The sequence below is a fragment of the Parabacteroides vesiculifaciens genome, assembly GCF_049860805.1.
Classification (GTDB): domain Bacteria; phylum Bacteroidota; class Bacteroidia; order Bacteroidales; family Tannerellaceae; genus Parabacteroides.
This window is the reverse complement of sequence record NZ_CP187555.1, coordinates 2,800,664-2,825,932: the sequence shown is the minus strand read 5'-3', so window position 1 is coordinate 2,825,932 and position 25,269 is coordinate 2,800,664. Positions and strand designations below refer to the sequence as shown.

Below are 25,269 nucleotides of genomic sequence, written 5' to 3'. Positions count from 1 at the left end.
TGTTTCTCTAATTATTGAATCGGAATGGTGATGGTGAAACGGGTGAACTCGTTCGGCTCGGATTCCATTTCGATCGTTCCGTTATGTTTTTGTTCGATGATCGATTTAGTGATGGAGAGGCCCAGTCCGGTTCCTTCGCCTACCGGCTTGGTGGTGAAGAACGGCGTATAGAGTTTCTCTTCGACTTCCTTCGTGATCCCTGAACCGTTGTCTTCGATAACTAACCGTACCCGGTCGCCGTCTTTCGTCAGACTGACCTTGATCGTCGGTTTATAAGGGCTTTCGGTGATGCCTTTTGACTTGTTGAAGACGGCATAGCAGGCGTTATTCATCAGGTTGAGGACGGCGCGGCTGAAATCCTGCGGGATCACTTTGACCAGCGGGAGCGTCTCATCGTATTCCTCGATGATCGAGACGTTGAAGCTCTTGTTATTGGCGCGGACGGCGTGGTAGGAAAGCCACACGTATTCTTTTGTCAACTGGCAGAGGTCGGACGGGATATATTCGTCGTCCTTGCCGCGGGAATAGAGCAGGATGCCGCGGACGATGCTCGACGCGCGGTTCCCGTTTTCCTCGATCTTGCTCATGTTGCCTTTCAGGTCGTCCATGATCTCCCGGATTTCCTCGTCCGTATCGGCAGGGAGTTTGTTTTCCAGTTCGTCCAATACGTCTTCCATATCTTGCAGCAACTTGCACGATAGTTTGCTGAAGTTGATCACGAAGTTGAGCGGGTTCTGTATCTCATGTGCGATACCGGCGCTCAACAGTCCGAGTGAAGCCATCTTTTCCTGCTGGCTGATCTGTTTTCTCAGACGTTCTAACTCTTTCATGCTGTCATCATTCATTGTTGTTGCTTTTTTGATAAATAGGAATCGTAATCATAAACTCGGTAAAATTGTCTTTCTCGCTCTTTACGATGATGGAACCCTGGTGGTTCAGGATCACCTCGCGACAGAGGTACAGCCCGACGCCGGCTGCCTCGGCAGTGGGCTTGGTGGTGAAGAACGGTTCGAATATCTTGGCTTTTATGCTGTCCTCAATGCCGATGCCGTTGTCGCGGATGCTGAGGAAAACCGTTCCGTTCAGCCTCTTTTCCACGTGGATGTTGATGACTGGTGTGAAGTCCTCTTTCTGTAACTTCTTCAGCAACGCATAGACACTGTTCTTGAGCAGGCTGAGCATCACTTTGTTCATCTGCTCGATGTTGATCTCTGCGGTTGCGGGTTCTTCCGGACAGTCGATTTTGATCTGTATCTGCTTGTTCTCGATATCATCTTTGAACTGCTTGCGGATCACGTCCACGTTCACCTTGCAGAGGTTGCAGATGTCGGTCGGAGTGACGTCGCCATGACGGTCTTTCAACAGCTCTTCCATCGCTTTGACGATCCGGACGGTGTTGCAGCCGTGCTCGTTTATCTTCTGGAGGTTGCTGTTGATCATATCGAGAATCTCGATGCTGTCGGCATAGTTCTCTTTTGACATGATCGCCTGCTCGTCTGTGATATTGTCCTTCAGGTCATTGATCAGGTTGACGGAAAGGCCGGCGAAATTGTTGATGTAGTTGATCGGGTTCAGGATGCGGTCGACCAGGCCCTGCGTCAATTGTCCGACTGTTGCCAGCTTCTCCTTGCGGACCAGTTCGTCCTGTGCTTTCGCCAGGGCGTCAAGGGCGTCGGACAGTTTCTTGGATTCATTCAGCACCTGGTCGCGCTGGATGCGGAGTTCGATCGTCCGCTCTTCCACCACTTTGGCGAGGTATTCTTTCTGTTTCAGTTGCTTGCGCAGCTTCGCCTTGTAGATATACAGGATGATTTGGGCGATGATCAGGCTGGCGATCCACCCTCCCCAGTCGTAATACATCGATAGGATAATCAGGATCCAGTCGGCTAATACGAGCTTCTCTATGATTTGCAGCTTCACTTTGAGTGCTGCTATATCTTTAATGTCGAAGTCTGCCATATCAAAGAATGTCTTTTGTCATTGTGAGTATATTTTTTCCGGCTGAACGTTTGTAGGTGACTTCCGTCATCAGTTGTTTGACCAGATAGATTCCGAGTCCGCCGACAGGGCGCTCTTCCAGCGAAAGTGTCAGATCCGGTTCCTGCCGTTCAAGCGGGTTGAAGTCCAGGCCGGTATCGGTTATGACGATTGTCAGCCGTTTGTCCTCATAGCTCATGTCGATGCGGATGTCCTGATCTTTCTTGTCGGGATAGGCATACAGGATGACGTTGGTCACGGCTTCTTCGAGTGCCAGTTTGATCTGCATCGACTGTAGTTCTTCCAGTTTGTAAACACCGGCTTGCTGTTCCAGAAACGCGTATAGACGGGTTAACTGTTCCAGTTCGTTTTTTATATATAGCGTATTTGTCATCTGCCGGGATAAGGACGCTTGTTATTCGATCGTGAGGATGTGGGAGAATCCGGTGATATTCAAAATTTCCATGATCTCGCTCTGGATATTCTTCAGCCGGAAGGAACCTCCTTTACCCTTCATCCCTTTTTGCAGCGTAAGGAGCAGGCGGAGTCCGGCACTGCTGATGTAGGTCAGCTCTGCTCCGTCGAGCACTACCGTTTGCGCTTCTCCCTGGAGGATGGGAACGATCTCTTTTTCGAGGTCGATGGAGGTTAACGTATCTAACTGCCCGGAAAGACTGATGACGGTCTCTTTTCCGTTTTCTATTGTTATCTTCATAATCTGTTTTCTATTCTGATTTTCATTCAAGCAAAAGTATAGATAATCCTTTACGTGAGCAAGTTATTTGTGACGATTTGTGTTATCGGTACGAATATTTCATTTATCTTTGTGGGTGTAGTGCTAAGTACGCTGTTGGATATGGCGGAAAGTAAAGGGTTTGTGTTGTTTGTAGGAGTTTGGTCTACTGTTATGTTTGTGGCCACTGGATTTGTTATTTATAATTTAAAACATAAAAAGTAAAGAGTATGGAACCTGCAGTAGTTTTATTTGGAAGTTTGGCTATAGGTAGTACGATTGGCTTGATTGCACTTCTTATCTATAAGTATCGGATTGAACATAAAGAAGATAAAAAAGTATGATGAAACCTCTGGCCTTATTATTGTACTTTTGATTCGGAACTATGAATTGAGAAAAGAATAGGAGGAAGAGGAAAATAAGAAAAAAGAAAAGCGCTGTCGATTTTGACAGCGCTTTTCTTTTTTCTTATTTTCTCAACCTTCCGATCAGCCGCCCGATCTCTCCGATCCAGAGAACCAGCGAAGTCGAGCCGATGATGATTCCCCAGTCCTTCCAGGATAACGGGATGACACTGAACATCTCGCCGCCGAACGTCACGATCAGGTACTGTCCGACGATGATAAGCAAAGCAACCAGCAAGAAGCTCTTGCTACCTTTCAGGTTGGCGAATGCCGAACGTCCTTCCATGAACGCTTTTGCATTGAACATATTCCAGAACTGAAGCATCACGAAGAAACTGAAGAACCAGGATAAGTCGTGCGGCGTCAGTCCGTCCTGCGCATGAAAGTGGAGCAATAACCCCATCAAAACGATCACGAATGCGAGGCCGACACCGAAAATGTTGTACGCCATCGGGCGGGTAATGATAAAATCGCCATCCTTGCCGCTTCGGCGGGGTTTGTCTTTCATCACCCGTTCGTTAGGCGGCAGCGAAGCCAGTGCCCCGGCGGCAAATGTGTCCATGATCAGGTTCACCCAAAGCATCTGTGTGATCGTAAGCGGAGATTCGGTGCCCAACAAGGAACCTAACAATACGATCAGGCAGGCCGCCACATTGATCGTCAACTGGAACAACAGGAATTTCTGGATGTTCCGGTACAGCGAGCGTCCCCACATCACCGCACGGGTGATGCTGCTGAACGAGTTGTCTATAATCGTGATGTCGCTTGCCTCTTTAGCCACGGAGGTTCCGTCTCCCATAGACAGGCCGACTTGTGCCGCTTTCAGGGCGGGTGCATCGTTGGTCCCGTCACCTGTTACGGCAACTACGGAACCTTTTTGCTGTAACAACTGTACCAGGCGTTGCTTGTCGGTCGGACGGGCGCGGCACATGATCTTCAGGTCGAGCACACGGTCCAGCGCTTCCTCGTCTGTCAAGGCCTCGAAGCCCGGTCCGGTGATGATGTTGCGTTCGGTGTCTCCGGCTTTCCAGATCCCGATCTGCCGTCCGATCTCTTTGGCCGTTCCCGGAGTGTCGCCGGTCACGATCTTGATGTCGATACCGGCATCCAGGCAGCTCTGGACGGCTGCCGGAACATCGGCACGTACAGGGTCGGAGATGGCGACGATACCTAAGAAGGTGAGATCCGTGTTGTGCAGCCGCCCGTTCACAAAGAACGCAGCATCCTGCCCGTCTTCCAGTATCTGGTAGGCGAATCCCAACGTACGCATGGCCTGATTCTGGTAGTCCAGCAGTTGTTTTTCGATGCCTGCTTTGCACTCCTCTACCGGTTTATAGCTCCCGTCGATTGCAACCCGCTTGCTGTTTGCCAATACGATTTCCGGGGCGCCTTTGACATAGAGCACACGTTTGCCCAGTAAGGAAGATTGTACGACTGTCGCCATATATTTCCGTTCGGTGGAGAATGTCAGCTGGTCCAGTATCCGGTCGTTTTCCCGTATTTCCAGATAATTCTGATGTTGGCTGTTCAACCATAGCAACAGAGCTGCTTCCGTCGGGTTCCCTAATGTTTTTATCTTCTCTTCGGAGAAATCGAGGAAAGCGGTCGAATTGACCGATATCCCTTCTTTTATCAGGTTACTGATTTCGTCATCTCCTAATTTCTGGTCTTTCAGGTTGTAAAAGTTCGTTTGGTACACCTGCATCTGGTTTTGTGTAAGCGTCCCGGTCTTGTCGGTACAGATAACGGTGGTGGCGCCCATTGTTTCGCAGGCATGCATTTTGCGGACCAGGTTATTTGTTTTCAGCATACGGTTCATGCTGAGTGCAAGGCTGAGAGTCACACTCATCGGCAGCCCTTCCGGTACGGATACGACGATCAGCGTAACCGCTACCATAAAAATATTCAGGATATGGGAGATCAGATCCATGACCGGCATTCCGGATGAAGACAACAATACTTTTGTCAGCAGTGCGATGAATGTGATGGCGGCAATCGCATAGCCGGCTTTGCTGATCACCTTGGCCAGCCCGGCCAGCTGCATCTGCAACGGCGTGTCGATATTGTTTTCTATCTGCGAGCCTTCATACACCTTTCCATATCCGGTCTCGTCGCCGACTTTTTCCACAGCCATCACGCCATGTCCGTCGACGACAGTCGTCCCGCGCATGACTACGTTGGAAGGGTAGGTCGCTTCTTCATCGAAGTCAGCCTCGTTCGTCGTCTTACTGATAATAGGCTCGCCGGTCAGTGTCGATTCATTGATTTGCAGGGAGATCGCTTCCAATAAATGTCCGTCGGCTGGGACTTCTTCTCCTGTTTCCAGCACGACGATGTCGCCGACAACGACTTCTTTTCGTGGAATCTGGCAGATATTCCCTGCGCGGATCACCTTCACGAATATATCGTCGTTGACCGTATTCAGTACGTCAAAAGCCCTGTTCGCCTTGACTTCGAAAAAGAAGCCGACACAAGATGCCAGCATGATTGCAAAGAATATGCCGATCGGTTCGAGGAAGGCGGTGAAGCCTTTAGCCTCCGGCCCCCAGCAATGTACACCCGCGATAATCATGGACAAGAACCATGCTACCAACAGAATCTTGATAATCGGATCGTTGAATTTTTCGAGGAATTGGCTCCACAGAGAGGCTTTCTCGGGAGGTGTGAGGATATTTTCGCCGTGAAGGCGCCTACTTTCTTCAACTTCTTGTTTGGTTAATCCTTGATACTGATGTTTTTTCTCCATAAATTTATTAATCTGTTTCAGAAAATTGAGGGAACAAATTACGCAAAGTTATGGGACATATACAAATACAAGGTGTTAATGTTTGAAATAAGGCGGTTAGTCCTACGGTTTAACCTGCGTTACGAATAATTCGTTTGTTTTTCTCACTATTCTTTTAGTTGTGAGAAAAAATTCTCAACATGGTGAGAATAAATTCTCATCCACGTGGGAAATTTTTCTCATGCTAATGAGAAAAGTCATTGCCTGTAGTGTAGTTTAATGATTTTGGTTGTCTACTTGGGGTCTGATCTGTAAAAGCGGTAGACTATGGTTTATACTTATTACTAAAAAGGGCCGCTTTAATGTATTTTAATATTGTTGGAATAAACTTTTTGAGGCGATGAACTGTCTTATATATACAAAGGCAAATAATAGTGTTTAGTTATTTAAGGTTATATGAGGAACATTAGGTTATTCTTTTTGATGGGGATTGTCCTTCTTATTGGAGGGCAATCCCTTTATTCTCAAAGTAAGAAGGAAAGGAAAGAACAAAAAGCAAAAGAGATAAAAGAAATGATAGAAGACGGCCGGTTCACCATAGATGTGGATCGGGCGTTGCCAATGGGAGGACGTACGGTTAATCTGACTACTCCTTATTCTCTTGAAATGCGCGGTGACTCGGCGATTTCTTATCTGCCTTATTTCGGTAGGGCCTATTCTTTGCCGTATGGAGGAGGTGACGGGATGCGTTTTGAAGAATCAATTACCGATTATCAATCAACCTTCGATAAGAAGGGAACCGCTCGAATTAAATTCGTAGCTCGTACCAAAGAAGATACTTTCCGTTTCGATGTGCAAGTATTTTCAAATGGTTCCGCGATCATAAGCGTAACGCCGACTAATAGACAGAATATCACATACCAGGGAGAACTGGCTCCGAAGAAGGAGGATTGAACAGACGCCCCTGCCGCGCATTTCGTTCGGAAATTCGTTTATTTACCTTAGCCGTAAATTCAAAATTCTTAAGTCCCCAATCCGGTGCAATCAGCAGCTCTTTTGGGGATTGCGATACAAACCTCTCTACGACAATAGAGGGGTTTAGTCGTTCAATGAAGTCTATGACCAGATCGATGTATTCATCGGCGGTATAGAGATGGAACTGTTCGGGGTGTTCCGCCTGTTCCCTGGCCATGCGTGTCCCTCGGATAAGCTGCAACTGGTGGAGCTTCAGCGTCGTGATCGGAAGGGTAGACAGGATGTCGGCATGGTGCAGTATTTCTTCCCGGCTTTCTCCGGGAAGGCCTAAGATCAAGTGGACTCCCGTGTAGATGTTTTGGGAAGCCGTGCGACGAACGGCCTCTTCCGATTCGGCATGCGTATGTCCGCGGTTGATACGGGTTAAGGTGCGGTCCAGCGTACTCTCCAAGCCGTATTCGATCATGACGAACTTTACTTTGGACAAAGCAGCGAAATAATCTAATAGCGCGTCCGGCATACAGTCCGGCCGTGTCCCGACGATCAGCCCGACGACGCCCGGATAGGCGAGGGCTTCCTCATATTTCGCAATCAGTGAATCCGGTTCGTCATACGTGTTTGTATATGCCTGGAAATAGGCCAGATATTTCATCTCCGGATATTTGCGTGAGAAGAAGCGGACGCCTTCCTCCAGTTGTTCCGTCACGCTTTTTTCGGTATGGCAATATTCCGGGCTGAATGTCTGGTTGTTGCAGTAGGTACAACCGCCGAAACCTTTCGTCCCGTCCCGGTTCGGACAGGTGAAACCGGCGTTGATCGATATCTTTTGTACTTTATAAGGGAATACTTCCCGCAGGAAATCTCCGAAATCACGATATGGTTTGCTGTTTTCCATGCGGGCAAAGGTAATTTATAATGGTTAAAGGGCAATGTCCGGTGGTTAATAATTTGATAAAATGATATCCGGATGCCTTTATTCTACACAAATATCCTTTAATCATTGACGTTTTTCTGCCAAATACGGCAAGAATGTAGTAACTTTGCAATCCGTTCTAACTGAATTATTAAGATAAAAATAGAATCATACATGAAACGATTAGGGTTTGGTGCTTTACTTTCGTTCCTGCTGGTTGGGAGCCTGGCAGCACAGAATGGGAGCAAACGCGTCGATTTAAAGGAAATTACAGATGGCCAGTTCCGCCAGGTGACTAACATAGGGGAAATGCGTTCTATGCCTGACGGCGAGCATTATACGGCGATGAACGATGCCCGTAACATGATTATAAAATATTCCTATCGTACCGGAAATCCGGTCGATACCCTGTTCTACACAGGGAAAGCGCGTGAATGTACGTTTGACAAGTTCGACGGATATACGATCAGCAGCACGGGGCACCATATTCTCGTATGGCGCGATGTGGAACCGATCTACCGCCGTTCGTTCAAGGCGAATGTGTACGACTATGACGTGCGTCGCAATTACGTGAAACCTATTTCCGATTCGAAAAGCAAGCAGATGATCCCGACTTTCTCACCGGATGGAAGGATGGTCGCTTATGTGAGCGACAATAATATCTGGATCCGTAAATTCGATTACGATACGGAAGTCCAGGTAACGAAAGACGGGGAGCTGAATAAAATCCTGAACGGTATTACCGATTGGGTATATGAAGAAGAGTTTGCCGTAACCAACCTGATGGCCTGGTCGCCGAACAGCGAGCAGTTGGCATTTGTGCGTTTCGATGAATCGGAAGTGCCCGAATATTCGATGCAGATGTTCGGAGAGGGATTATACCCCGGCTATTATAATTATAAATATCCGAAGGCCGGCGAGAAGAATTCGAAAGTCACGTTGCATGCGTATGACGTGGCGACGAAAGATACGAAAGAATTAAAAGTTCCGGTGGAAGCGGACAGCTATATTCCGCGGATCGTTTTCACCAATAATGACGATCAGCTGGCTGTTATGACTTTGAACCGTCATCAGAATGTTTTCAATATGTATTATGCGAATCCGAAAAGCGGCGTTTTCCGTTTGATCCTGCGTGATGAGAACAAGGCGTATGTCGATTCGGAGTGGTTGAACTCTATCCGGTTCTATGCGAACAGTTTTTCGTATGTAAATGAACAGGATGGCTATGCACACATTTACCTGTATTCTCCTACAGGCGTCATGCAGCGTCAGGTGACGAAAGGCAATTGGGATGTGACGGCTTTCTTGGGTTATGACGAAGCTACAAAGACGGTTTATTATGAATCGGCTGAAGAAAGCCCGATCCGCCGCGCCATATATAAGATCGATGCGAAAGGGGTAAAGACTAAACTATCGTCGCAAGAAGGAACGAACAATGCTACGTTCAGCGAAAACTTCGCTTATTATGTAAATCAGTATTCAAATGCGAATACACCGGTAAAGATTACCGTGAACGAGACGAAGTCGAATAAAGTGTTGCGTGTCCTGCAGGATAACGCCCGGTTGATCGACAAGTTGGCAGGCTATTCGTACGCCAAGAAAGAGTTTATCAAGGTGCGTACAGCCTCTGATTATGAGTTGAATGCCTGGATTGTGAAACCTGCCGACTTCGATGAATCGAAGAAGTATCCGGTTCTGATGTTCCAGTACAGCGGTCCGAACTCCCAGCAAGTGCTGGATAAATACGGTTTTGACTGGGAACAATATTTGGCAGCTAACGGAATCATAACGGTCTGTGTGGACGGACGTGGAACAGGTGCCCGTGGAGAAGCTTTTCGTAAATGCACGTATCTGCGGATGGGTGAACTGGAATCTAAGGACCAGGTGGAAGCGGCACAGGCTTTAGGCAAGTTGCCGTTTGTCGATAAGAACCGTATGGCTATCTGGGGATGGAGCTTCGGCGGTTACAATACGCTGATGTCCATGAGTGTCGGTAACGGTACTTTTAAAGCCGGTATCGCTGTTGCACCTCCTACCGATTGGAAATATTACGATTCAGTTTATACGGAACGCTTTATGCGTACGCCAAAAGAAAATTTTGAAGGCTATGCCGCTACTTCACCGATCCGTCTGGCAAAGGACCTGCAAGGAAAGCTGTTGCTGATTCACGGCACAGCCGACGATAATGTGCATTTCCAGCAGACAATGGATTATGCTGAAAGCTTGGTACAAGCCGGTAAACAGTTTGAAATGCAGGTTTACAAAGACCGTAACCATAGCATCTATGGTGGAAATACCCGCTATCACCTGTATACCAGAATGTCTAACTTTTTATTTGATAATTTGTAACTTATAATGTCAGAACATTTGAGAAAGCCGGATTGGTTAAAGATCCGGCTGGGTGGGAACGAACAGTTCACACGGACAAAGAGCATCGTTGAATCCCACTGCCTGCATACGATCTGCACCAGCGGGAAATGTCCGAATATGGGAGAATGCTGGAGTAGGGGAACAGCTACCTTTATGATTGCCGGAGATATCTGTACGCGCTCCTGCCGTTTCTGCAATACGTTGACCGGTAAGCCGCTCCCGTTAGACCCGAAAGAACCGGCGAATGTAGCGGAAAGCATCCGGCTGATGAAGCTGAAACATGCGGTTATAACCTCTGTCGACCGGGATGATTTGCCTGATCTGGGTGCGCAGCATTGGGTCGATACGATTCGTACGATAAAAACGGTCAATCCTGAAACGACGGTCGAGGTTCTGATCCCCGACTTTCAGGGACGGCTTGAACTGGTAGACAAAGTGGTGGCAGCCGCTCCCGAGATTATATCCCATAATATGGAAACCGTACGCCGCATCAGTCCCGAAGTGCGCAGTGCCGCGAAATACGATGTAAGCCTTTCTGTGCTTGCACGCATCGCAGAACAAGGCGTTGTCGCTAAAACCGGCATTATGGTAGGGCTGGGCGAAACGGTCGGGGAGGTTTGTGAATTAATGGATGACGTGCGGGCTGCCGGCGTTTCCGTCCTGACAATAGGACAATATTTGCAACCCAGCCGCAAAAATATTCCGGTGAAGGAATATGTTACACCCGGGCAGTTTGAGTCTTATAAATCAATTGCTTTACAAAAAGGGTTCAAGAAGGTGGAGAGTGCTCCGCTGGTCCGCTCCTCTTATCACGCTGAAAAACACGTATGAGGGCGAGAACATTTCTCTGTGCTGTTTGTTATGTTATAAAGGGAAAAAAGGGGGAAAGGGTATGAACAAAGTGAAGAGAGGCTTGGATAATCAGGCCATTGGCTTAGTGCCGTTGTTGCTGTTTATGTTTTTGGATAATTATTTTTCGTATTTGTTGTCCTTCATAATCGGCGTTACCTTTTGTTTCGTTTGTATTTTTTTGTTTCAGATCCTGAGTAAGGATAAGGTTTATCAATTTTTGTTATTACCGGCTGCGACAACATTAGTTCTTTATTCGATTTTTCTTTGCCTTCGGCTCGAGCCGGTGTTGTTCATTTATTCTCCGTTGATAACAGAAGTTTTACTGGTAGTTGTATTGGCGTTTTTGGGGTTTGCCAAACGGACAATATTACGACGAATCCGGACCTCTCAGCATCCGACCTACAAGCGGACATTGATGCGTACTACGTTAAATGAATTCTTTTTTGTTGCCCAGCTCATCCAGAACCTCTATACATTGCATCTGTTTATCATTTTGGTATACAGTATTCTGCCCGAAACAATGCAGAGTGTGCGTATAGAACGTTTTTTATACAGGGAGCTTGGGATCGTTATCGGAGTATTTCTGATTCTGTATGAGCAGATAAGAATCTCGATGATGCAAGGCAGCCTTCGCAAGGAAATGTGGTTGCCAGTATTGAATGATGGAGGGAAAGTGATCGGGTGTATAGCTCGTTCCGTAAGCCGTTCGTTACCAAAGAAGTATTATCATCCGGTCGTACGTGTAGCTGTTATTTACCAGGGAATGCTTTATCTGGTAAGCAGAAGTAAAAAATCTTTTGTATCTCCTGATGCGATCGATTATCCGTTTTACAGCTATGTTTTGTTCCGCCATAGTATAGAAAGTACGGTACGTGAAACAATGGGCGATTTAGGTGAAAAAGAAGATGTCATGCCCCGCTTCCTGATTCGGTACACATTTGAAAACGACAAGGTGAAACATTTGGTGAACTTGTATGTGATGTGTGTGCGCTCAGAAGAGGTTATGAATCAGATTAAGCAACCTGGCGGGAAACTCTGGACCTCCAAACAGATTGAAGAAAATCTGAGTTCAGGTGTTTTCAGCGAGTACTTCGAACAGGAATTTGCTTATTTGCAAAACACGGTTCTGCTGGCAGAAAATTTCTGCTGTGCTGATTGTTAAAATCGGTAAGGGTGCAAACGTTTGCACTCTTACCGATTGCCTAATTCAATAACTTCCAAATCTTTAATTTGTTTCCCGTCTATTATGAAGCGTACCAGTGTCCTTATCTGATGAAACCCGCTCTTACCGGCTGCTCCCGGATTCATATACAAGCAATTTAAACTTCTATCGAACGCAACTTTCAGGATATGTGAATGCCCGGCAATGAAAAGATTGGGCCGGGTGTCGTACAACTCTTTCCGGATAAGCGGGTTGTAGCGTCCGGGATAGCCTCCTATATGCGTCATCATCACGTTTACTTCCTCGGCTTTGAAGTGTGCGACCTGTGGATATTGCAGGCGAAGCGATTGCCCGTCAATGTTGCCATATACGGCGCGGAACGGTTTCAAGGCTGCCAGCCGTGCCGCCAGTCCGTCCGAACCGATATCGCCTGCATGCCAGATTTCGTCACATTCGGAGAAATATTCTGCATACTTGTCGTCCCACCAGGCGTGGGTATCTGAAAGAAGTCCTATTTTAAGCATAACAATTTCTTTTATCCCGCAAAAGTATTTATATTTACCGACCGAAGATAATAATACGATGGAGAATTCACATAAATACTTTAAGCGCGATATTAGCTGGTTGTCCTTCAACTATCGCGTTTTGCTGGAGGCGGAGGATGAAACGCTCCCTATCTATGAGCGTATCAAGTTTCTTTCGATCTATTCGTCCAATCTCGAAGAGTTTTACGAAATAAGGGTTGCCGAGCACCGGGGGGTGATCATGAAAAAGAATTTCACCGAAGAGAGCGGGGCGGAGGCGGAAGAGACGCTTGCCGAGATCACGGAAGAGGTGAACCGGCAGCAACGCGAATATTATCGTATATTCTCCAAAGTGTTGCAGGAATTGAACCGGCAGGACATCTACCTCTACCAGGACAGCCGGCCCGAACCCTTTCACGAAGAGTTTGTGCATAATTTCTTCAATGAAGAGGTGTTCCCTTTCCTTTCGCCAGTCATGATACAGGCGGGGGATATCCGTACGTTCATACGGGACCGCCGCCTCTATTTGGTAATCCGGATGATGAAGAAGAGCAAACGGATGGCGGAGCCGGATTATGTGCCGGAGTATTATTATGCCTTGATGAAGATCCCGTATGCCAAAGTACCCCGTTTTATCGAGTTGCCTACGCACGAAGGGAAACACTATATTATGTTTATCGACGATATTATCCGGGCCAACCTGTCCAGCATCTTTCCCGGTTATGTGGTGGAGAGCTGTTACAGCATCAAGATCTCGCGCGATGCCGATATCTATTTGGATGACGAGAAAGGCGGGAATATCGTCGAGAATATCCGCAAGAAAGTAAAGAAGCGCAAGATCGGCGCCTTGAGCCGTTTTATGTATGACAGCAATATGCCCGATGATTTCCTGGCGTTTGTATGCAATGCTTTTGGCATCACCACAGACGATCTGGTACTGGGCGGGCGGTATAATAACCTGCAGGACCTGGCCAAGCTGCCGAATCCGAAAGGAAAAGAGTTGGAGCAGCAAATCCCGTCTCCTATGCGTGTGCCCTTCCTCGACGAGACGGGTTCCGTCTTCCGGGCGGTGAAGAAGCGGGATATCCTGTTGCATTTCCCGTACCAGTCTTTCGACTACCTGATCCGTTTCCTGATGGAGGCGGCTTTTGATCCGAAAGTGGATGAAATCAAGATTACGCAATACCGGGTGGCGGAAAACTCGGCCGTGATCAACACGCTGATCAGTGCGGCGCAGAACGGGAAGAAGGTGACGGTCTTTGTCGAGCTGAAAGCCCGCTTCGACGAAGAGAACAATATGAGTACCGCCGAACGGATGGAGCAGGCTGGAATCCGCATCATCTATAGCATCCCCGGCTTGAAAGTGCATGCCAAGGTGGCGGTTATCTTGCGGAAAGATACGGAAGAGGGTGCCAAGCGGCGGGACTTTGCCTATCTGAGCACCGGTAACTTCAATGAGAAGACGGCGCGTATCTATTCGGATATGGCGCTGTTGACTTCGAATGCCGAACTGATAACCGACATCAACAAGGTGTTTGCTGTATTGGAAGGAAAGATGAACGAACCGACGTTCCGCCATCTATTAGTCGCCCGTTTTAATATGGTTCCTGAACTGACGCGTATGATCCATCGGGAGGTCGAGCATGCGAAGGCCGGGCGTAAAGGCCGCATTGTTTTGAAGATGAACGGCCTGCATGACCAGAATATGATCAACGAACTATATTATGCGAGCGAGAACGGCGTAGAGATCGACCTGATTGTCCGGGGCATTTGTTGCCTGGTTCCCAACCGGCCGTTCAGTGCGAATATCCGGGTTACCCGTATCGTGGATATGTTTCTGGAACATTCCCGTATCTGGTATTTTTATAATGACGGCAACGAAGATTTGTTCCTGACCTCCGCCGATTGGATGCGCCGGAACCTGAACCGCCGGATAGAGACGGCTTTCCCGATCCTGAATGCGGAGATCAAGCAAAGTATTATCGACATCCTGAACATCCAGTTGCAGGACAACGTGAAAGCCTGCTTGCTCGACGAACACTTGCATAACAACTTCAAGCGGGACGACAACCCGGTGAAGGTCCGGGCGCAATTAGCTATTTATGAATATCTGAAAAACAAAATGTAAGCCGTATGGAACTTCCTTCTTCCTGGACATTCGTACTATTCAGCCTGGGCTTTGTCGCACTGATAGCAGGTGCTCTGCTCGGATTCGGCATTGGCTATCGTACGGGCGGCAGGCAGGAACGCTTCCGCCAGGTAAAGGAGAAGCTGAAACGGAACAAGGCGACGATGTGCAGGCAGCAAAAGGAACGTTACGAATATGCCAGGCAGGTGAAACAACTGGAAGAAGAGCTGCTGCACCTCGCATCCGAATCCGGACAGTACCGGGAACGGCTCTCCGATTTGGAATTCTATCGCCAGAAGCTGCGCGAGAGTGAGCGGACGATTGCCTCTTTATCCGCCGAAAACACGGACCTGTCCGATGCCAATGTGTTGTCTATGCTGATCCAGCTGAAAGAAGACCCGCTTCATACGAACCTCACCCGCGAGGAATGGAATGACCTGTTCCATCTGACCGATATCCTTTTCAATCATATCCTTTCCGGCATGAAGGAGAAGCAAGGAATCACCCGCCATGAACAGGAAATCTGTTGCCTGGTAAAATGGGACTTCTCGCGGAAGGAGCAGTTGGCCGTCTTCAATAATACATCCGAGGCTCTGACCAAATCGAAAAACCGGTTGAAGAAGAAGCTCGGGTTGGATGAAAAGGTCGATTTGGATCAATTTATCCGCCTTTATTAACGGAAGGAAAGAGGCGGATTGTCCGCTTAATTGCTTATTAGCGGTTGTTCTTCTTATTTATCTTTTTGTAATTTAGTCTGTTAGGAATAGTTTTATTTGTCCGGCATCATTCCTTTCTCTATTCTTCCCTCCTCCCTACCTTTGCTTCGTGTGAATTTAGTTTTTAAGAAATCTAATCGTAGAATGGTATGAGAACACGATTTTTATTACTTTTGATGCTGGTCGTTCTGGTAGGAGGGACAGCCTGCAACCGGTCTTCCAAGACGGCTAAACAGTCCATCTTTATGAAACGGGCGACCGGTTTTACTTATGAAGTGTTGGTGGTAATGGACAAAAATATGTGGGAAGGGGAAGCAGGCCGGCTGTTGTACGGCCAGTTGACGGCTCCAATTCCGGGATTGCCCCAGAACGAGCCGACCATGCGGGTGACCTACGCCGAGCCCGGACAGTTTGACGGCCTGCTGCATTATGTCCGCAACATTATTAATGTCCGGGTAGATGAATCCCTTTACACGAAGGTGTCCGTACATAAGGAAAAAGACCTGTGGGCGACCGGGCAGGAAGTGATCACGATCAATGCACCTTCCTCCCAACTTCTGACTGAATATTTAGCAAAGCAGGGGACGGCATTGGTCGCCTGGTTAGGAGAGAAAGAGCGGGAACGGCAAGCTGCTTATTTAGCGGGTTCGCATAGCGCCTGGGTGAATGACAAAGTAAAGGCCCGCTTCAATGCGCAGTTGTACGCTCCGGAAGAGATGTGTTCTTATAAAGATACGACGGACTTCTTTTGGGTGACCGATCATGGTTTGCGGGGACGGATCGATATGGTCGTATATAGTTTCCCTTATGTCAGCGAGCGCGCGTTTACATTGGATTACTTAGTCGCGATGCGGGATTCCATTTTGGGAGAACATATACCGGGTGCATTTCCAGGCTCTTATATGACGACCGAAAAACGTTTCACCCCCTCTTATGAAGCTATTTCGAAGAACGGGGAATATTGCGGCGTCGTAAGGGGATTGTGGGAGATGGAAGGCGATATGATGGGCGGTCCCTTTGTCAGCCACGCCCATCTTGACAAAAAGAACCAGCGGGTTGTCGTAGCCGAAACTTTCGTCTATGCCCCGAACACAAAGAAGGCGAAACTGATCCGGCGCGCGGAGGCGGCGCTTCATACGTTTTGCATGAATTGAATTGTTTATACTTTAAATTTGATCGTATTATGTTGGCACTTTATCTGAAAATCGCTTTTCGCAATATGTGGAAATACAGGACGCAGTCGCTGACCGGTATCTTTGGTTTGGCATTTGGCCTTGCCTGTTTCGTCCCCGCCCTTTATTGGATGTATTACGAAACGTCTTACGACAGTTCTTACCCGGAAGCGGAGAATATCTACCGTATTTATGGCGTAGATAAACAGTCCGGCAATGTCAACAAAAGCCTTTCGAAAGTTTATGAGAAGACATTGTGTGAGCAGTTTCCGGCAGTAGAAGCCTCTGCCGTTTGCATAACCGGGCAGGAGGAGAACTGCCGTACCGATAACATCCCGTATGTCCGGTTGAGCATGCTTTATGCCGAGAACGCTTTCTTCGATGTTTTTCCGCAGAAGTTTATTTGCGGCGATGCCGAACGTCCGCTGCAAGTGATAGATAATATCGTGCTTACGGAAACGATGGCTACCCGCTTGTTCGGCGATCCGGAAAAGGCGATCGGGCAACAGGTGCAGAATACGATAAGGGCGGATTGGCCGCCCTATACGGTCACGGCAGTGGTGGAAGACCCGCCGGCCAACTCGAATTTCTCGTTCGACGCGATTATTTACAGCAATATGGTCAAGCAATTTGCTGAAATAGATGAAAAACAACAGTGGGGCCTTTTCTTCTTTGATTTGTATGTGAAACTGAATCCACATGCAGATGCCGGTGCACTGGCAGGGCAAGTGCGTGATCTGACTTCCCGGTTGGGAACTAACGCCAATGTCGAGTTGCGGATGTTGCCCATCGGCGATATCCGTCACCACCTGAACTCGGATGCGCCCTTTACGCTGAATTTCATAGGTCTGTTTGTCGCTTCCGGGATATTGTTGTTGTTATCGACGGTATTCAATTTCCTGAACTTGCATCTCGACTTTTTCCGCCAGCGTCTCCGGGAGTTGTATTTGCGCAGGGTGAACGGAGCTACGGGTGGCCAGCTGATCCGGCAGATGCTTTTCGAACTGGCTTGTTCGACTCTGATCGCCTTATTGTTGGCATGTCTTCTGGTAATACTTGTCCGTCCTGCCTTTTCAGGGTTGTTGGACATTGAAATAGGGGTGTCGCAATTGGTTTTGTTCTTCCTGGCTTGTAGTGCCGTATTGCTGGCTTCGATACTCCTTGTCGGTATTGTTGCTTTTTGGCGATTAAGCCGTTTGACCATGCTGCCGGTGTCGGAAAGGGAGAATACGAGGCAGCCGGTGTTGAGGCGTATGGCTGTCACCTTGCAACTTGCTGTCAGTGTCGTGTTTATCCTTGCCGCATCCGTCGTAATGATGCAGATGCGTTTTGTCAATCACAAAGATTTGGGGTTTGATCGTAACGGAGTCATACAGTTGTCCGGGTTTCAGGATTATTCAGGAAAAGTGGAAGCCGCCTTGATAGAGAAGTTGAAGGCTGTTCCCCAGGTCGAAACGCTGACCGATGCTTATTTTGAACCTCGCCATGAGGTGCCTCCCTATCATCTGTCGAACCGGGTGGAATGGCCAGGGGAGCAATCATCTGCGAACAGCTCTTTTTATCTGGTTCCCGCAGACGAGCGTTTTGCTTCGACGTTCCGTTTGAAACTGCTTCATGGAAAGTGGTGGGAGGAAGGACAGATGCGAAAGGTGGTCCTCAACGAGGAGGCGGTCCGGGTGATGGGGCTTCGTGACCCGGTGGGGACGGTTATCCGTATGCCTCTGTTCGAAGAGGATTCCGTTGCCGATTATGAAGTGGCGGGTGTGGTAAAAGACTTCCATTTGTTGTCGCTTCGCAACCGTATCCAGCCTGCCCTTTTCTTCCCTTCGTCACGGTTGTGTAATGTCTTGTATTTGCGTATTGTTCCCGGACAGGAGATGGAGGTGATCCGCCGGGTTATGGAAATCCTTCCCGAAGTCGATGTTACGTTGGCCGATGCCCGCCTGACACCCATAGGCGACCTGTTCGACCGCCTCAACCGCTCGGAGCAAGCCGGCCTGAAAATGTTTTCCGTCCTGGCGGTCGTTTGCCTGCTGATTTCGTTGTTCGGTATCTATGCCGTGGCCTCCGCCGCTTCCCGCCGTCGCCGTAAAGAGATTGCAATCCGCAAGGTGGTCGGTGCCGAAGCGGGAACGATCGTTCGTATGTTCTTCCGCGAATATACGCTACAGGTGGTCATTGCCGGTGTCTTTGCACTTCCGCTGGCCTATTTTACCATGAACAACTGGCTGCAAGGGTACGCCTATCGCACGGATATCCCCGGATGGTTGTTGGCGGGAGTACTCACGGGAGTGATCGCAGTGGTGCTGCTCACCGTCTTGGGGCAAGTGTTGAGGGCGGCCAACGGTAATCCGGCCGAGGTGGTGAAGAGTGAATAGGCAAGAGGCTGTATCATCCTTTTTGCTTTTATTTCTAAAGTCGTAATTTTAATTTGATAGTATCATGCTTGCACTTTATCTGAAAATCGCTTTCCGCAATATGTGGAAATACAGAACGCAGTCGCTGACAGGAATTTTCAGTTTGGCGTTTAGTCTTGCCTGTTTCGTGCCGGCACTCTATTGGATGCGTTATGAAACGACTTACGACAGCTTTTATCCCGGTGCCAAGGATATTTACCGTGTCTATGCTGTGGAAAAGCAATCGGGCAAGGTGAATGAAATGGTTCAGGAACCGTTGGTGTCGAAACTTCGCGAAGAGTTTCCGGCAACCGAAGCCTCCACCGGTTTTTATCCCGAAACGAATATTTGCAGCACCGAGGGGATGCCCTATATCCGCTTGCGTACGTTGCTTACCAATCGTACTTTTTTCGGTGTCTTTCCGCAGGAATTTGTTTGCGGTAATTCCGAACATCCGTTGGCTGTTATGTATAATATAATCCTTACGGAGTCGATGGCCATCCGTTTGTTCGGTGATGCAGAGAAAGCCATTGGGCAGCAGATACAAAGCCTGTATTATTTCTTTTATCCGCCTTACACTGTCACTGCCGTAGTAAAAGATCCGCCAGCCAACACCAATTTGCCGTTTGATGCTCTCATTTTCTATGATCTGGCACCCGGTGACACGAATAAGATGTTCTGGACTCTTTTTAACACACAAGCCTATGTGAAGTTACACCCTCAAACAGATATCGGCGAGTTGGGGGAACAGTTGCGTGATTATATTTCCCGGCTGGGTGTGAACGACAATATCGAGTTGCGTATATTACCCGTGGGCGATGTCCGCCACCAGTTGAACACCAATTTGATGTTTACGTTGAATTTTATCCGCTTGTTTGTCGCTTTCGGAATACTGTTGCTGTTCAGTGCCCTGTTCAACTTTCTGAACTTGTATCTCGACCTTTTCCGTCAGCGTCTGCGGGAATTGCGTTTACGTGCGGTTCACGGTGCTTCGGGCGGCCAGCTTATCCGGCAGATGCTGTTCGAATTGTCTTGTGCAATCTTTCTGGCGCTGTTGCCGGCCTGCTATTTTGTTTTTGCCGCTCGCCCTGCATTCTCCGGGTTGTTGGATATCGAGATGGAATTGTCCCGGTTGATGCTGTTGTTTGTTGTTTGTGGAATAGGGATGATGGTGTTGATATTGTTCGTCGGTTTTATGCTGTTCTGGCGGTTGAGCCATTTGGCCATGCGCGCCGGTGCGGAAAAGAAGGCGACGGGGCAGCCTGTCTTGCGGCGTATGGCCGTCACCATGCAGCTTGCCGTCAGTATGGTGTTTATTATTTCTGCCTTAGTCGTGATGATGCAAATGCATTTTGTCAATCACAAAGATTTAGGGTTCGACCGCAATTGTATCATCCAGTTGTCCGGTTTGCTTCCCCATATCAAGAAGACTGTACGGACCGCTCTGATCGATAGACTGAAAACGATACCGCAAGTTGTAGATGTCACGACTACCACTTTTGAACCCCGCCACGATGCCAAACTCGATGAGATGGTCACATTGGTGGAATGGGCGGGTAAACCGGCCGGCGAAAAGCCCGCCTTCAATGTTATCCCGGCTGACAACTATTTTGCCGAAGCATTCAAGTTGAATATGCTTAAGGGGAAATGGATAGATGAGGGCGGGGATCATAAAATCGTTCTCAACGAGGAGGCTGTCCGGGTCATGGGACTCGGCGAACCGGTAGGTACCACCATCCGGATGTCTGTCTTTATGGGAGATCCTGATTATATAGAAGAATACAAGGTCGTAGGCGTAGTTAAAGATTTTCATACGTTGTCACTCCGTAGCCAAATCTTGCCGACTATCTTCAGGCAACCGGATTCGCAGAATGAGATTGTGACAGACAACATTCTGTATATCCACGTTGTACCCGGCCAGGAACAGGAAGCCATGCAGCGGATCACAGCTATCCTTCCCGAAGTCGATGTTACGTTGGCTGATGCCCGCCTGACACCCATAGGCGACCTGTACGACGACCTCAACCGCTCGGAGCAAGCCGGCCTGAAAATGTTTTCCGTTCTGGCGGTCGTTTGCCTGCTGATTTCGTTGTTCGGTATTTATGCCGTGGCCTCCGCCGCCACGCAGCGCCGGCGCAAGGAAATAGCTGTCCGTAAAGTCGTAGGGGCCAAAGTGGGCGATATCGTCCGTATGTTCTTCCGTGAATATACGGTGCAAGTGATGCTTGCCGGCGTGGTAGCCCTCCCGTTGGCTTACATAGCCATGAGCCGTTGGCTGCAAGGGTACGCCTATCGCACGGATATCCCCGTATGGTTGTTGGCAGGAGTGATAACGGGAGTGGTCGCAGTGGTGCTTCTCACCGTCCTGGGGCAAGTGTTGAGGGCGGCCAACAGCAATCCGGCCGAAGTGGTGAAGAGTGAATAAACTTTTTGAAAAGCACTGCGCATCAATTCCACATCCTGCAAAAGATATCTTCGTCGGTATCGTCGAGGAATTTGACTTTGTGGAGGTGCTTTTCGCGGTCAAAATAGTGCAAAGCCCTGTTCCGGCAAAGGATGTAAAAGGTATCGTTTGTGATATATGTCCCGTGTATGGTGGCCAACGGTATGACGAGGTCGGGATCATCATCCATCGCGAATATCAGGCAACCGCCGAAACAAATAATTTCCCACTCGTCAAGAGCGGGGCGAAGAGACGCTACGATCTCGCATGCACATTGTTCCGGGATGAGGTTAGCAATGCAACGTAGAGATTCAAGGCTTTTTTCCATATCCTACTGTTTTTTTAAGTTAGATATGTTCCGCGACCGCATAAAAAAGGGGCACGTAACATATACATAAACCCTAAGAGTAGGTACTGGAACACCCGACAACTGAGAATACATAAAATGTCCGTACCCCCGCTTATCGTAACAAAAATTACATAAGCAGAGCACGAACATTTAAATATCAGTTGCCTAAAATTTCCAGTTTTACTCTTAGATAATTAAATGTCCTATAACAATTACCGCATTTCTCTTCGGTAACGATGGCAAAGATAGAATATTTGATGGAGTTTACAAAAAGAATGTTACGGCTGGATTAATTATTTTCGGGGTTTGGTAAGGATTTTTATCTGTATGTGGTGTCTTTGTCATGGCAGGATTGGGTTCACACTATTGTAAGTCCGGTTAAATCTTTGTTTTACAGTGAATGCTGTGAATGCCGTTCGTTTTTCCGGGAAAAATAGTTCTGAGCAGCTCTATTTTTTTTCCTTCACTGCAAACTCTTGAAATTTATCGTTTTACGGGAGGGTGAACCCCATTTGTTTTTTCTGATAATGGGAGGTATCCGGTAATTATTGGCTCCCGACCTGTAAAATATGGCCTAAAGGGTAAAAATTACAGCCTATATCCTATTGGTAAAAAGGTTATAGGCCGTCTCCCAAAAGGCGCTAACCTTTTTCGGAAGAAGTGCCGACCTTTTTGGATAGGGGTAGGCATTCTTTTTTAACATACATGACTCGCATTCAAAACGGGGAAATAATGAGCCAATTAAATGATGATTTATGGGTGTAATGGAATGACATCGTTGTCGAAATGATTGTCGTTCTGTCGGGGCAGGTTCTAAACCTGCCCGATATCGACAAATAGACATGTTGCAATCGGGCGGGTTTAGAACCCGCCCCTACAGCGACACCTTAAATATATCGGCAAATCATTATTTGTGATTCACCTCTGCCAAAATGTGAAACAAACCTATCCAATATGCACTTCATCTAAATATAAATGCCTACATTTGGGGGATGCCTGCCATTAGGCATAACTAAAACATTTAATTATGAACAAATTTGTCAATCCCTTCTCGGATTACGGCTGGAAGAAAATTTTCGGCAGTGAAGTGAGCAAAGATCTTATCATCAGTTTTCTTAATGAAGTCATTCAGCAGGAAGTAATCGTTGATATAACGTTTCGCAATGTGGAGATGCTCGGTCTGAAACAGGATCAGCGTCGGGCTGTTTTTGATATTTTCTGTGAAAACGAAAAAGGCGAAGTCTTTATTTGCGAGATGCAGAAAAGCCGTCAGAAGTATTTTTCCGACAGAGTGTTATATTATGCCTCATTCGCTATCCAGCAACAGTCTATGATCGTAAAGGAAAAGTTGGAGAAGGAATCCGACGAGACGATCCGTAGGCGCTGGAACTACCAGATCAGCAAGGTGTACGTTGTCTGTATCTTGAATTACGTCATGGAACCGTCGTTGCCAGACAAATACCGTTGGGACATCGTCCGCATGGATCGTGAGTTGAAGATTCCTTTTAGTGAAACGCTCAATGAAATCTATCTTGAAATGCCGAAATTTGTATTACCTTTGCATGAGTGTGATACGCTTTATAAGAAGTGGTTATATGTCTTAAACAACATCGAGATCATGGAACGATTACCTAAAGAACTGAACAATCAGATATTCCGGAAGCTGAAAAGCATCGTGGAGGTAGAGCGTATGACTCCCGATCAGCGCCTGGAATACGAGTTGAGCCTTTCCGTCGAACGCGATCTCTCTGCCGCCCTCGACACCAGTTTTGAAGACGGAATGGAGAAAGGCATGAAAGAAGGTATAGAAAAAGGTTTGTGCCAAGTCGCAGCCAATCTGAAACGTATGGGCATGGATATTGCTACTATCGTAAATAGTACCGGACTGAGCAAAGAGGTGATCCTTTCTTTATAAGGGAGATAGAATGGTCCTCACCCGTTCCGGCACATACCCTGTGCGGATGCGCCATTCTTGCGGATAAAGATTGTTGGCGCGGTTGCCGAGATGTTTGACGAAACCGAGCGGAAATCCTTTGTAACGGATTAATACGTAGCCTTTCTCAGTGCCGGCAGGCAGGAGAAGGGCTTCTTTTTTCAGATACCGGATAGCATCGTTCCAATCTAAATCTGCCACAGGGAAAGCATCCGGGCGCAACGCCGTGCTGAGCGCCAGCTCCTCGGCGGGGATAAAATCTTTCCCTTTCACCTCGCCGATACAGATCCCGGCCGAAAGAATGCGCAGGTGCTCGCGAAGCAAAGGATAAACCTCCCGGACCGGTTCGGGGTGCATCCGGAGGATATTCCCGGTCCATTCGGGAGAAAAAGAGGGCGCATCCGACAGATAGGATTTGACCGTTTCCGGGATGGTCGGCGCTGCTTTCCCCTTTTCTTTCTTGTTCTTGCTTTTGAACCGGAGCTCCTCTGTTTCGGTGTTCGCCTTGCGCAGGACGGCCAGGAAGAAGCCTTCACCCTTTGTCTTGTGCGGGAAAAAGCGATAGGCCGGATGGTCATATTTGAGCGGGCCGGTGATCTGCCATTCGTCCTCGACCGGAATGGGCAATGCTTCGGCTCCTAATTCTTCTATGATATAATGAATGTTCTCTTCGTCTTCCTCCGTGTTGTAGGTGCAGGTGCTGTAGATCAACAGGCCGCCGGGTTTCAGTGCGTTCCAGATGTCGTGGATGATGCGGCGTCCGCGTCCGGCACAGAGTTCGACGTTGGCGATGCTCCATTCGCCTGTGCTGTCGGTGTCTTTGCGGAACATACCTTCGCCGGAACAGGGCACATCAGCCACGACCACGTCGAAGAGGTGCGTGAGGCGGCCGATCTCTTCCGGATCGTTGCCCGTCACGATGCAGTTCGGATTTCCCCATTTGGCGATATTCTCGGCCAGTATATTACTGCGGCTGCGGATCACCTCGTTGCTGACAAGCAGGCTGCCTTCCGGCAAGAGGCTGCTGAGGTGGGTCGATTTGCCCCCCGGCGCGGCACAAAGGTCGAGGCAGCGGACAGGCTTCTCCACATACCTGCGGATCGCCTGTTCGAGAAACATGGACGATGCTTCCTGCACATAGTAGGCCCCGGCGTGGAACAGTGGGTCGAAGGTAAACGAAAGCCTTTCGGGCAGATAATAGCCTGTCCCGCACCAGGCAACCCGGCTGTCCGGTTGTCCGGCACATGGAGCAGGCGTCCCTTTCTTCTCGTTGATACGGATACTGACGGGGACGTCGGCCTGCAACGCCGCTTCGAAACTGTCGAACTCATTTCCCAGCAATGCACGGGTACGTGTGATAAAATCTATCGGAAGTGCCATCTTTTTTTACTTGTTTCCGGCAAAAATACTACTTTTGCGTAAGATTTATGATTTATGATTTATGATTTATGGCCATGTCGCCCTTTTTATCATAAATCATAAATCATAAATCATAAA

19 protein-coding genes are annotated in these 25,269 nt (G+C 48.2%); 10 read left to right on the top strand and 9 right to left on the bottom strand.

Features of this window, described 5'->3' with window-relative positions; all coding sequences use genetic code 11:
• Window positions 1–11 precede the first annotated feature (11 nt).
• The 5 genes from ACPYIV_RS11545 to ACPYIV_RS11525 all read right to left on the bottom strand — a co-directional run bounded on the left by ACPYIV_RS11545 (window position 12) and on the right by ACPYIV_RS11525 (window position 5,860).
• Window positions 12–845 carry a sensor histidine kinase gene (locus ACPYIV_RS11545; RefSeq protein ID WP_293733128.1) on the bottom strand — a complete coding sequence of 278 codons (834 nt, stop codon included), beginning with the start codon at window positions 843–845 and terminating at the stop codon, window positions 12–14.
• Entirely contained in the window at window positions 838–1,959 is a 1,122-nt protein-coding gene (locus ACPYIV_RS11540; protein WP_301703912.1) for a sensor histidine kinase, read from the bottom strand. The genes ACPYIV_RS11545 and ACPYIV_RS11540 overlap by 8 nt, the downstream gene beginning before the upstream one ends.
• 1 nt (window position 1,960) lies before the next feature.
• Window positions 1,961–2,371 (bottom strand): ATP-binding protein, encoded by a 411-nt coding sequence (locus ACPYIV_RS11535; protein WP_293733126.1) that lies wholly within the window; start codon window positions 2,369–2,371, stop codon window positions 1,961–1,963.
• 21 nt (window positions 2,372–2,392) lie between these two features.
• On the bottom strand, window positions 2,393–2,692 hold the full coding sequence (locus tag ACPYIV_RS11530; protein ID WP_293740156.1) for an STAS domain-containing protein: 300 nt from the start codon (window positions 2,690–2,692) through the stop codon (window positions 2,393–2,395).
• 486 nt (window positions 2,693–3,178) lie between these two features.
• Window positions 3,179–5,860 (bottom strand): calcium-translocating P-type ATPase, PMCA-type, encoded by a 2,682-nt coding sequence (locus ACPYIV_RS11525; RefSeq protein ID WP_425883089.1) that lies wholly within the window; start codon window positions 5,858–5,860, stop codon window positions 3,179–3,181.
• 435 nt (window positions 5,861–6,295) lie between these two features.
• On the opposite strand from ACPYIV_RS11525, the gene ACPYIV_RS11520 reads away from it, so the two are divergent.
• Complete coding sequence (locus tag ACPYIV_RS11520) at window positions 6,296–6,793, top strand: DUF4251 domain-containing protein (RefSeq protein ID WP_293733122.1); 498 nt, start codon at window positions 6,296–6,298, stop codon at window positions 6,791–6,793.
• Here the strand turns inward: ACPYIV_RS11520 and ACPYIV_RS11515 are convergent.
• Window positions 6,753–7,709 carry a TIGR01212 family radical SAM protein gene (locus ACPYIV_RS11515; protein ID WP_293740157.1) on the bottom strand — a complete coding sequence of 319 codons (957 nt, stop codon included), beginning with the start codon at window positions 7,707–7,709 and terminating at the stop codon, window positions 6,753–6,755. The two genes, ACPYIV_RS11520 and ACPYIV_RS11515, sit on opposite strands and share 41 nt — an antisense overlap.
• Window positions 7,710–7,901: 192 nt before the next feature.
• Here ACPYIV_RS11515 and ACPYIV_RS11510 point away from each other — a divergent pair, with 192 nt between their 5' ends.
• From ACPYIV_RS11510 to ACPYIV_RS11500, 3 genes are all read left to right on the top strand, one after another.
• The gene (locus ACPYIV_RS11510) at window positions 7,902–10,076 is read left to right on the top strand and encodes a S9 family peptidase (RefSeq protein ID WP_293733120.1); all 2,175 of its coding nucleotides are present in this window, start codon (window positions 7,902–7,904) and stop codon (window positions 10,074–10,076) included.
• 6 nt (window positions 10,077–10,082) lie between these two features.
• Window positions 10,083–10,928 (top strand): lipoyl synthase, encoded by an 846-nt coding sequence (gene lipA, locus ACPYIV_RS11505; RefSeq protein WP_293733119.1) that lies wholly within the window; start codon window positions 10,083–10,085, stop codon window positions 10,926–10,928.
• Between the two features lie 61 nt (window positions 10,929–10,989).
• Entirely contained in the window at window positions 10,990–12,111 is a 1,122-nt protein-coding gene (locus ACPYIV_RS11500; protein WP_308526322.1) for a hypothetical protein, read from the top strand.
• A gap of 29 nt (window positions 12,112–12,140) precedes the next feature.
• Here the strand turns inward: ACPYIV_RS11500 and ACPYIV_RS11495 are convergent, their stop codons facing one another.
• Window positions 12,141–12,635: a metallophosphoesterase family protein gene (locus ACPYIV_RS11495; RefSeq protein WP_293733117.1), complete on the bottom strand. Its 495-nt coding sequence runs from the start codon at window positions 12,633–12,635 to the stop codon at window positions 12,141–12,143.
• A 58-nt stretch (window positions 12,636–12,693) separates the two neighbouring features.
• On the opposite strand from ACPYIV_RS11495, the gene ACPYIV_RS11490 reads away from it, so the two are divergent.
• From ACPYIV_RS11490 to ACPYIV_RS11470, 5 genes are all read left to right on the top strand, one after another.
• Window positions 12,694–14,763, top strand: coding sequence for an RNA degradosome polyphosphate kinase (locus ACPYIV_RS11490; RefSeq protein ID WP_293733116.1), 2,070 nt, complete (start codon window positions 12,694–12,696; stop codon window positions 14,761–14,763).
• 5 nt (window positions 14,764–14,768) lie between these two features.
• The gene (locus tag ACPYIV_RS11485; protein WP_425883085.1) at window positions 14,769–15,440 is read left to right on the top strand and encodes a hypothetical protein; all 672 of its coding nucleotides are present in this window, start codon (window positions 14,769–14,771) and stop codon (window positions 15,438–15,440) included.
• A gap of 188 nt (window positions 15,441–15,628) precedes the next feature.
• Window positions 15,629–16,633: a DUF4837 family protein gene (locus ACPYIV_RS11480; protein WP_425883083.1), complete on the top strand. Its 1,005-nt coding sequence runs from the start codon at window positions 15,629–15,631 to the stop codon at window positions 16,631–16,633.
• 29 nt (window positions 16,634–16,662) lie between these two features.
• A complete protein-coding gene (locus ACPYIV_RS11475; protein WP_425883081.1) occupies window positions 16,663–19,029 on the top strand; it encodes an ABC transporter permease in 2,367 nt (788 codons plus the stop codon).
• A 64-nt stretch (window positions 19,030–19,093) separates the two neighbouring features.
• Window positions 19,094–21,472, top strand: a complete 2,379-nt coding sequence (locus ACPYIV_RS11470; RefSeq protein ID WP_425883079.1) for an ABC transporter permease — start codon at window positions 19,094–19,096, stop codon at window positions 21,470–21,472.
• Window positions 21,473–21,494: 22 nt separating this feature from the next.
• Here the strand turns inward: ACPYIV_RS11470 and ACPYIV_RS11465 are convergent, their stop codons facing one another.
• Window positions 21,495–21,818 carry a hypothetical protein gene (locus ACPYIV_RS11465; protein WP_300760854.1) on the bottom strand — a complete coding sequence of 108 codons (324 nt, stop codon included), beginning with the start codon at window positions 21,816–21,818 and terminating at the stop codon, window positions 21,495–21,497.
• A 1,048-nt stretch (window positions 21,819–22,866) separates the two neighbouring features.
• Here ACPYIV_RS11465 and ACPYIV_RS11460 point away from each other — a divergent pair.
• Window positions 22,867–23,754 (top strand): Rpn family recombination-promoting nuclease/putative transposase, encoded by an 888-nt coding sequence (locus ACPYIV_RS11460; RefSeq protein ID WP_425883077.1) that lies wholly within the window; start codon window positions 22,867–22,869, stop codon window positions 23,752–23,754.
• Here ACPYIV_RS11460 and ACPYIV_RS11455 read toward each other — a convergent pair.
• A complete protein-coding gene (locus tag ACPYIV_RS11455; protein ID WP_425883075.1) occupies window positions 23,749–25,152 on the bottom strand; it encodes a methyltransferase RsmF C-terminal domain-like protein in 1,404 nt (467 codons plus the stop codon). The two genes, ACPYIV_RS11460 and ACPYIV_RS11455, sit on opposite strands and share 6 nt — an antisense overlap.
• Window positions 25,153–25,269: the final 117 nt, after the last annotated feature.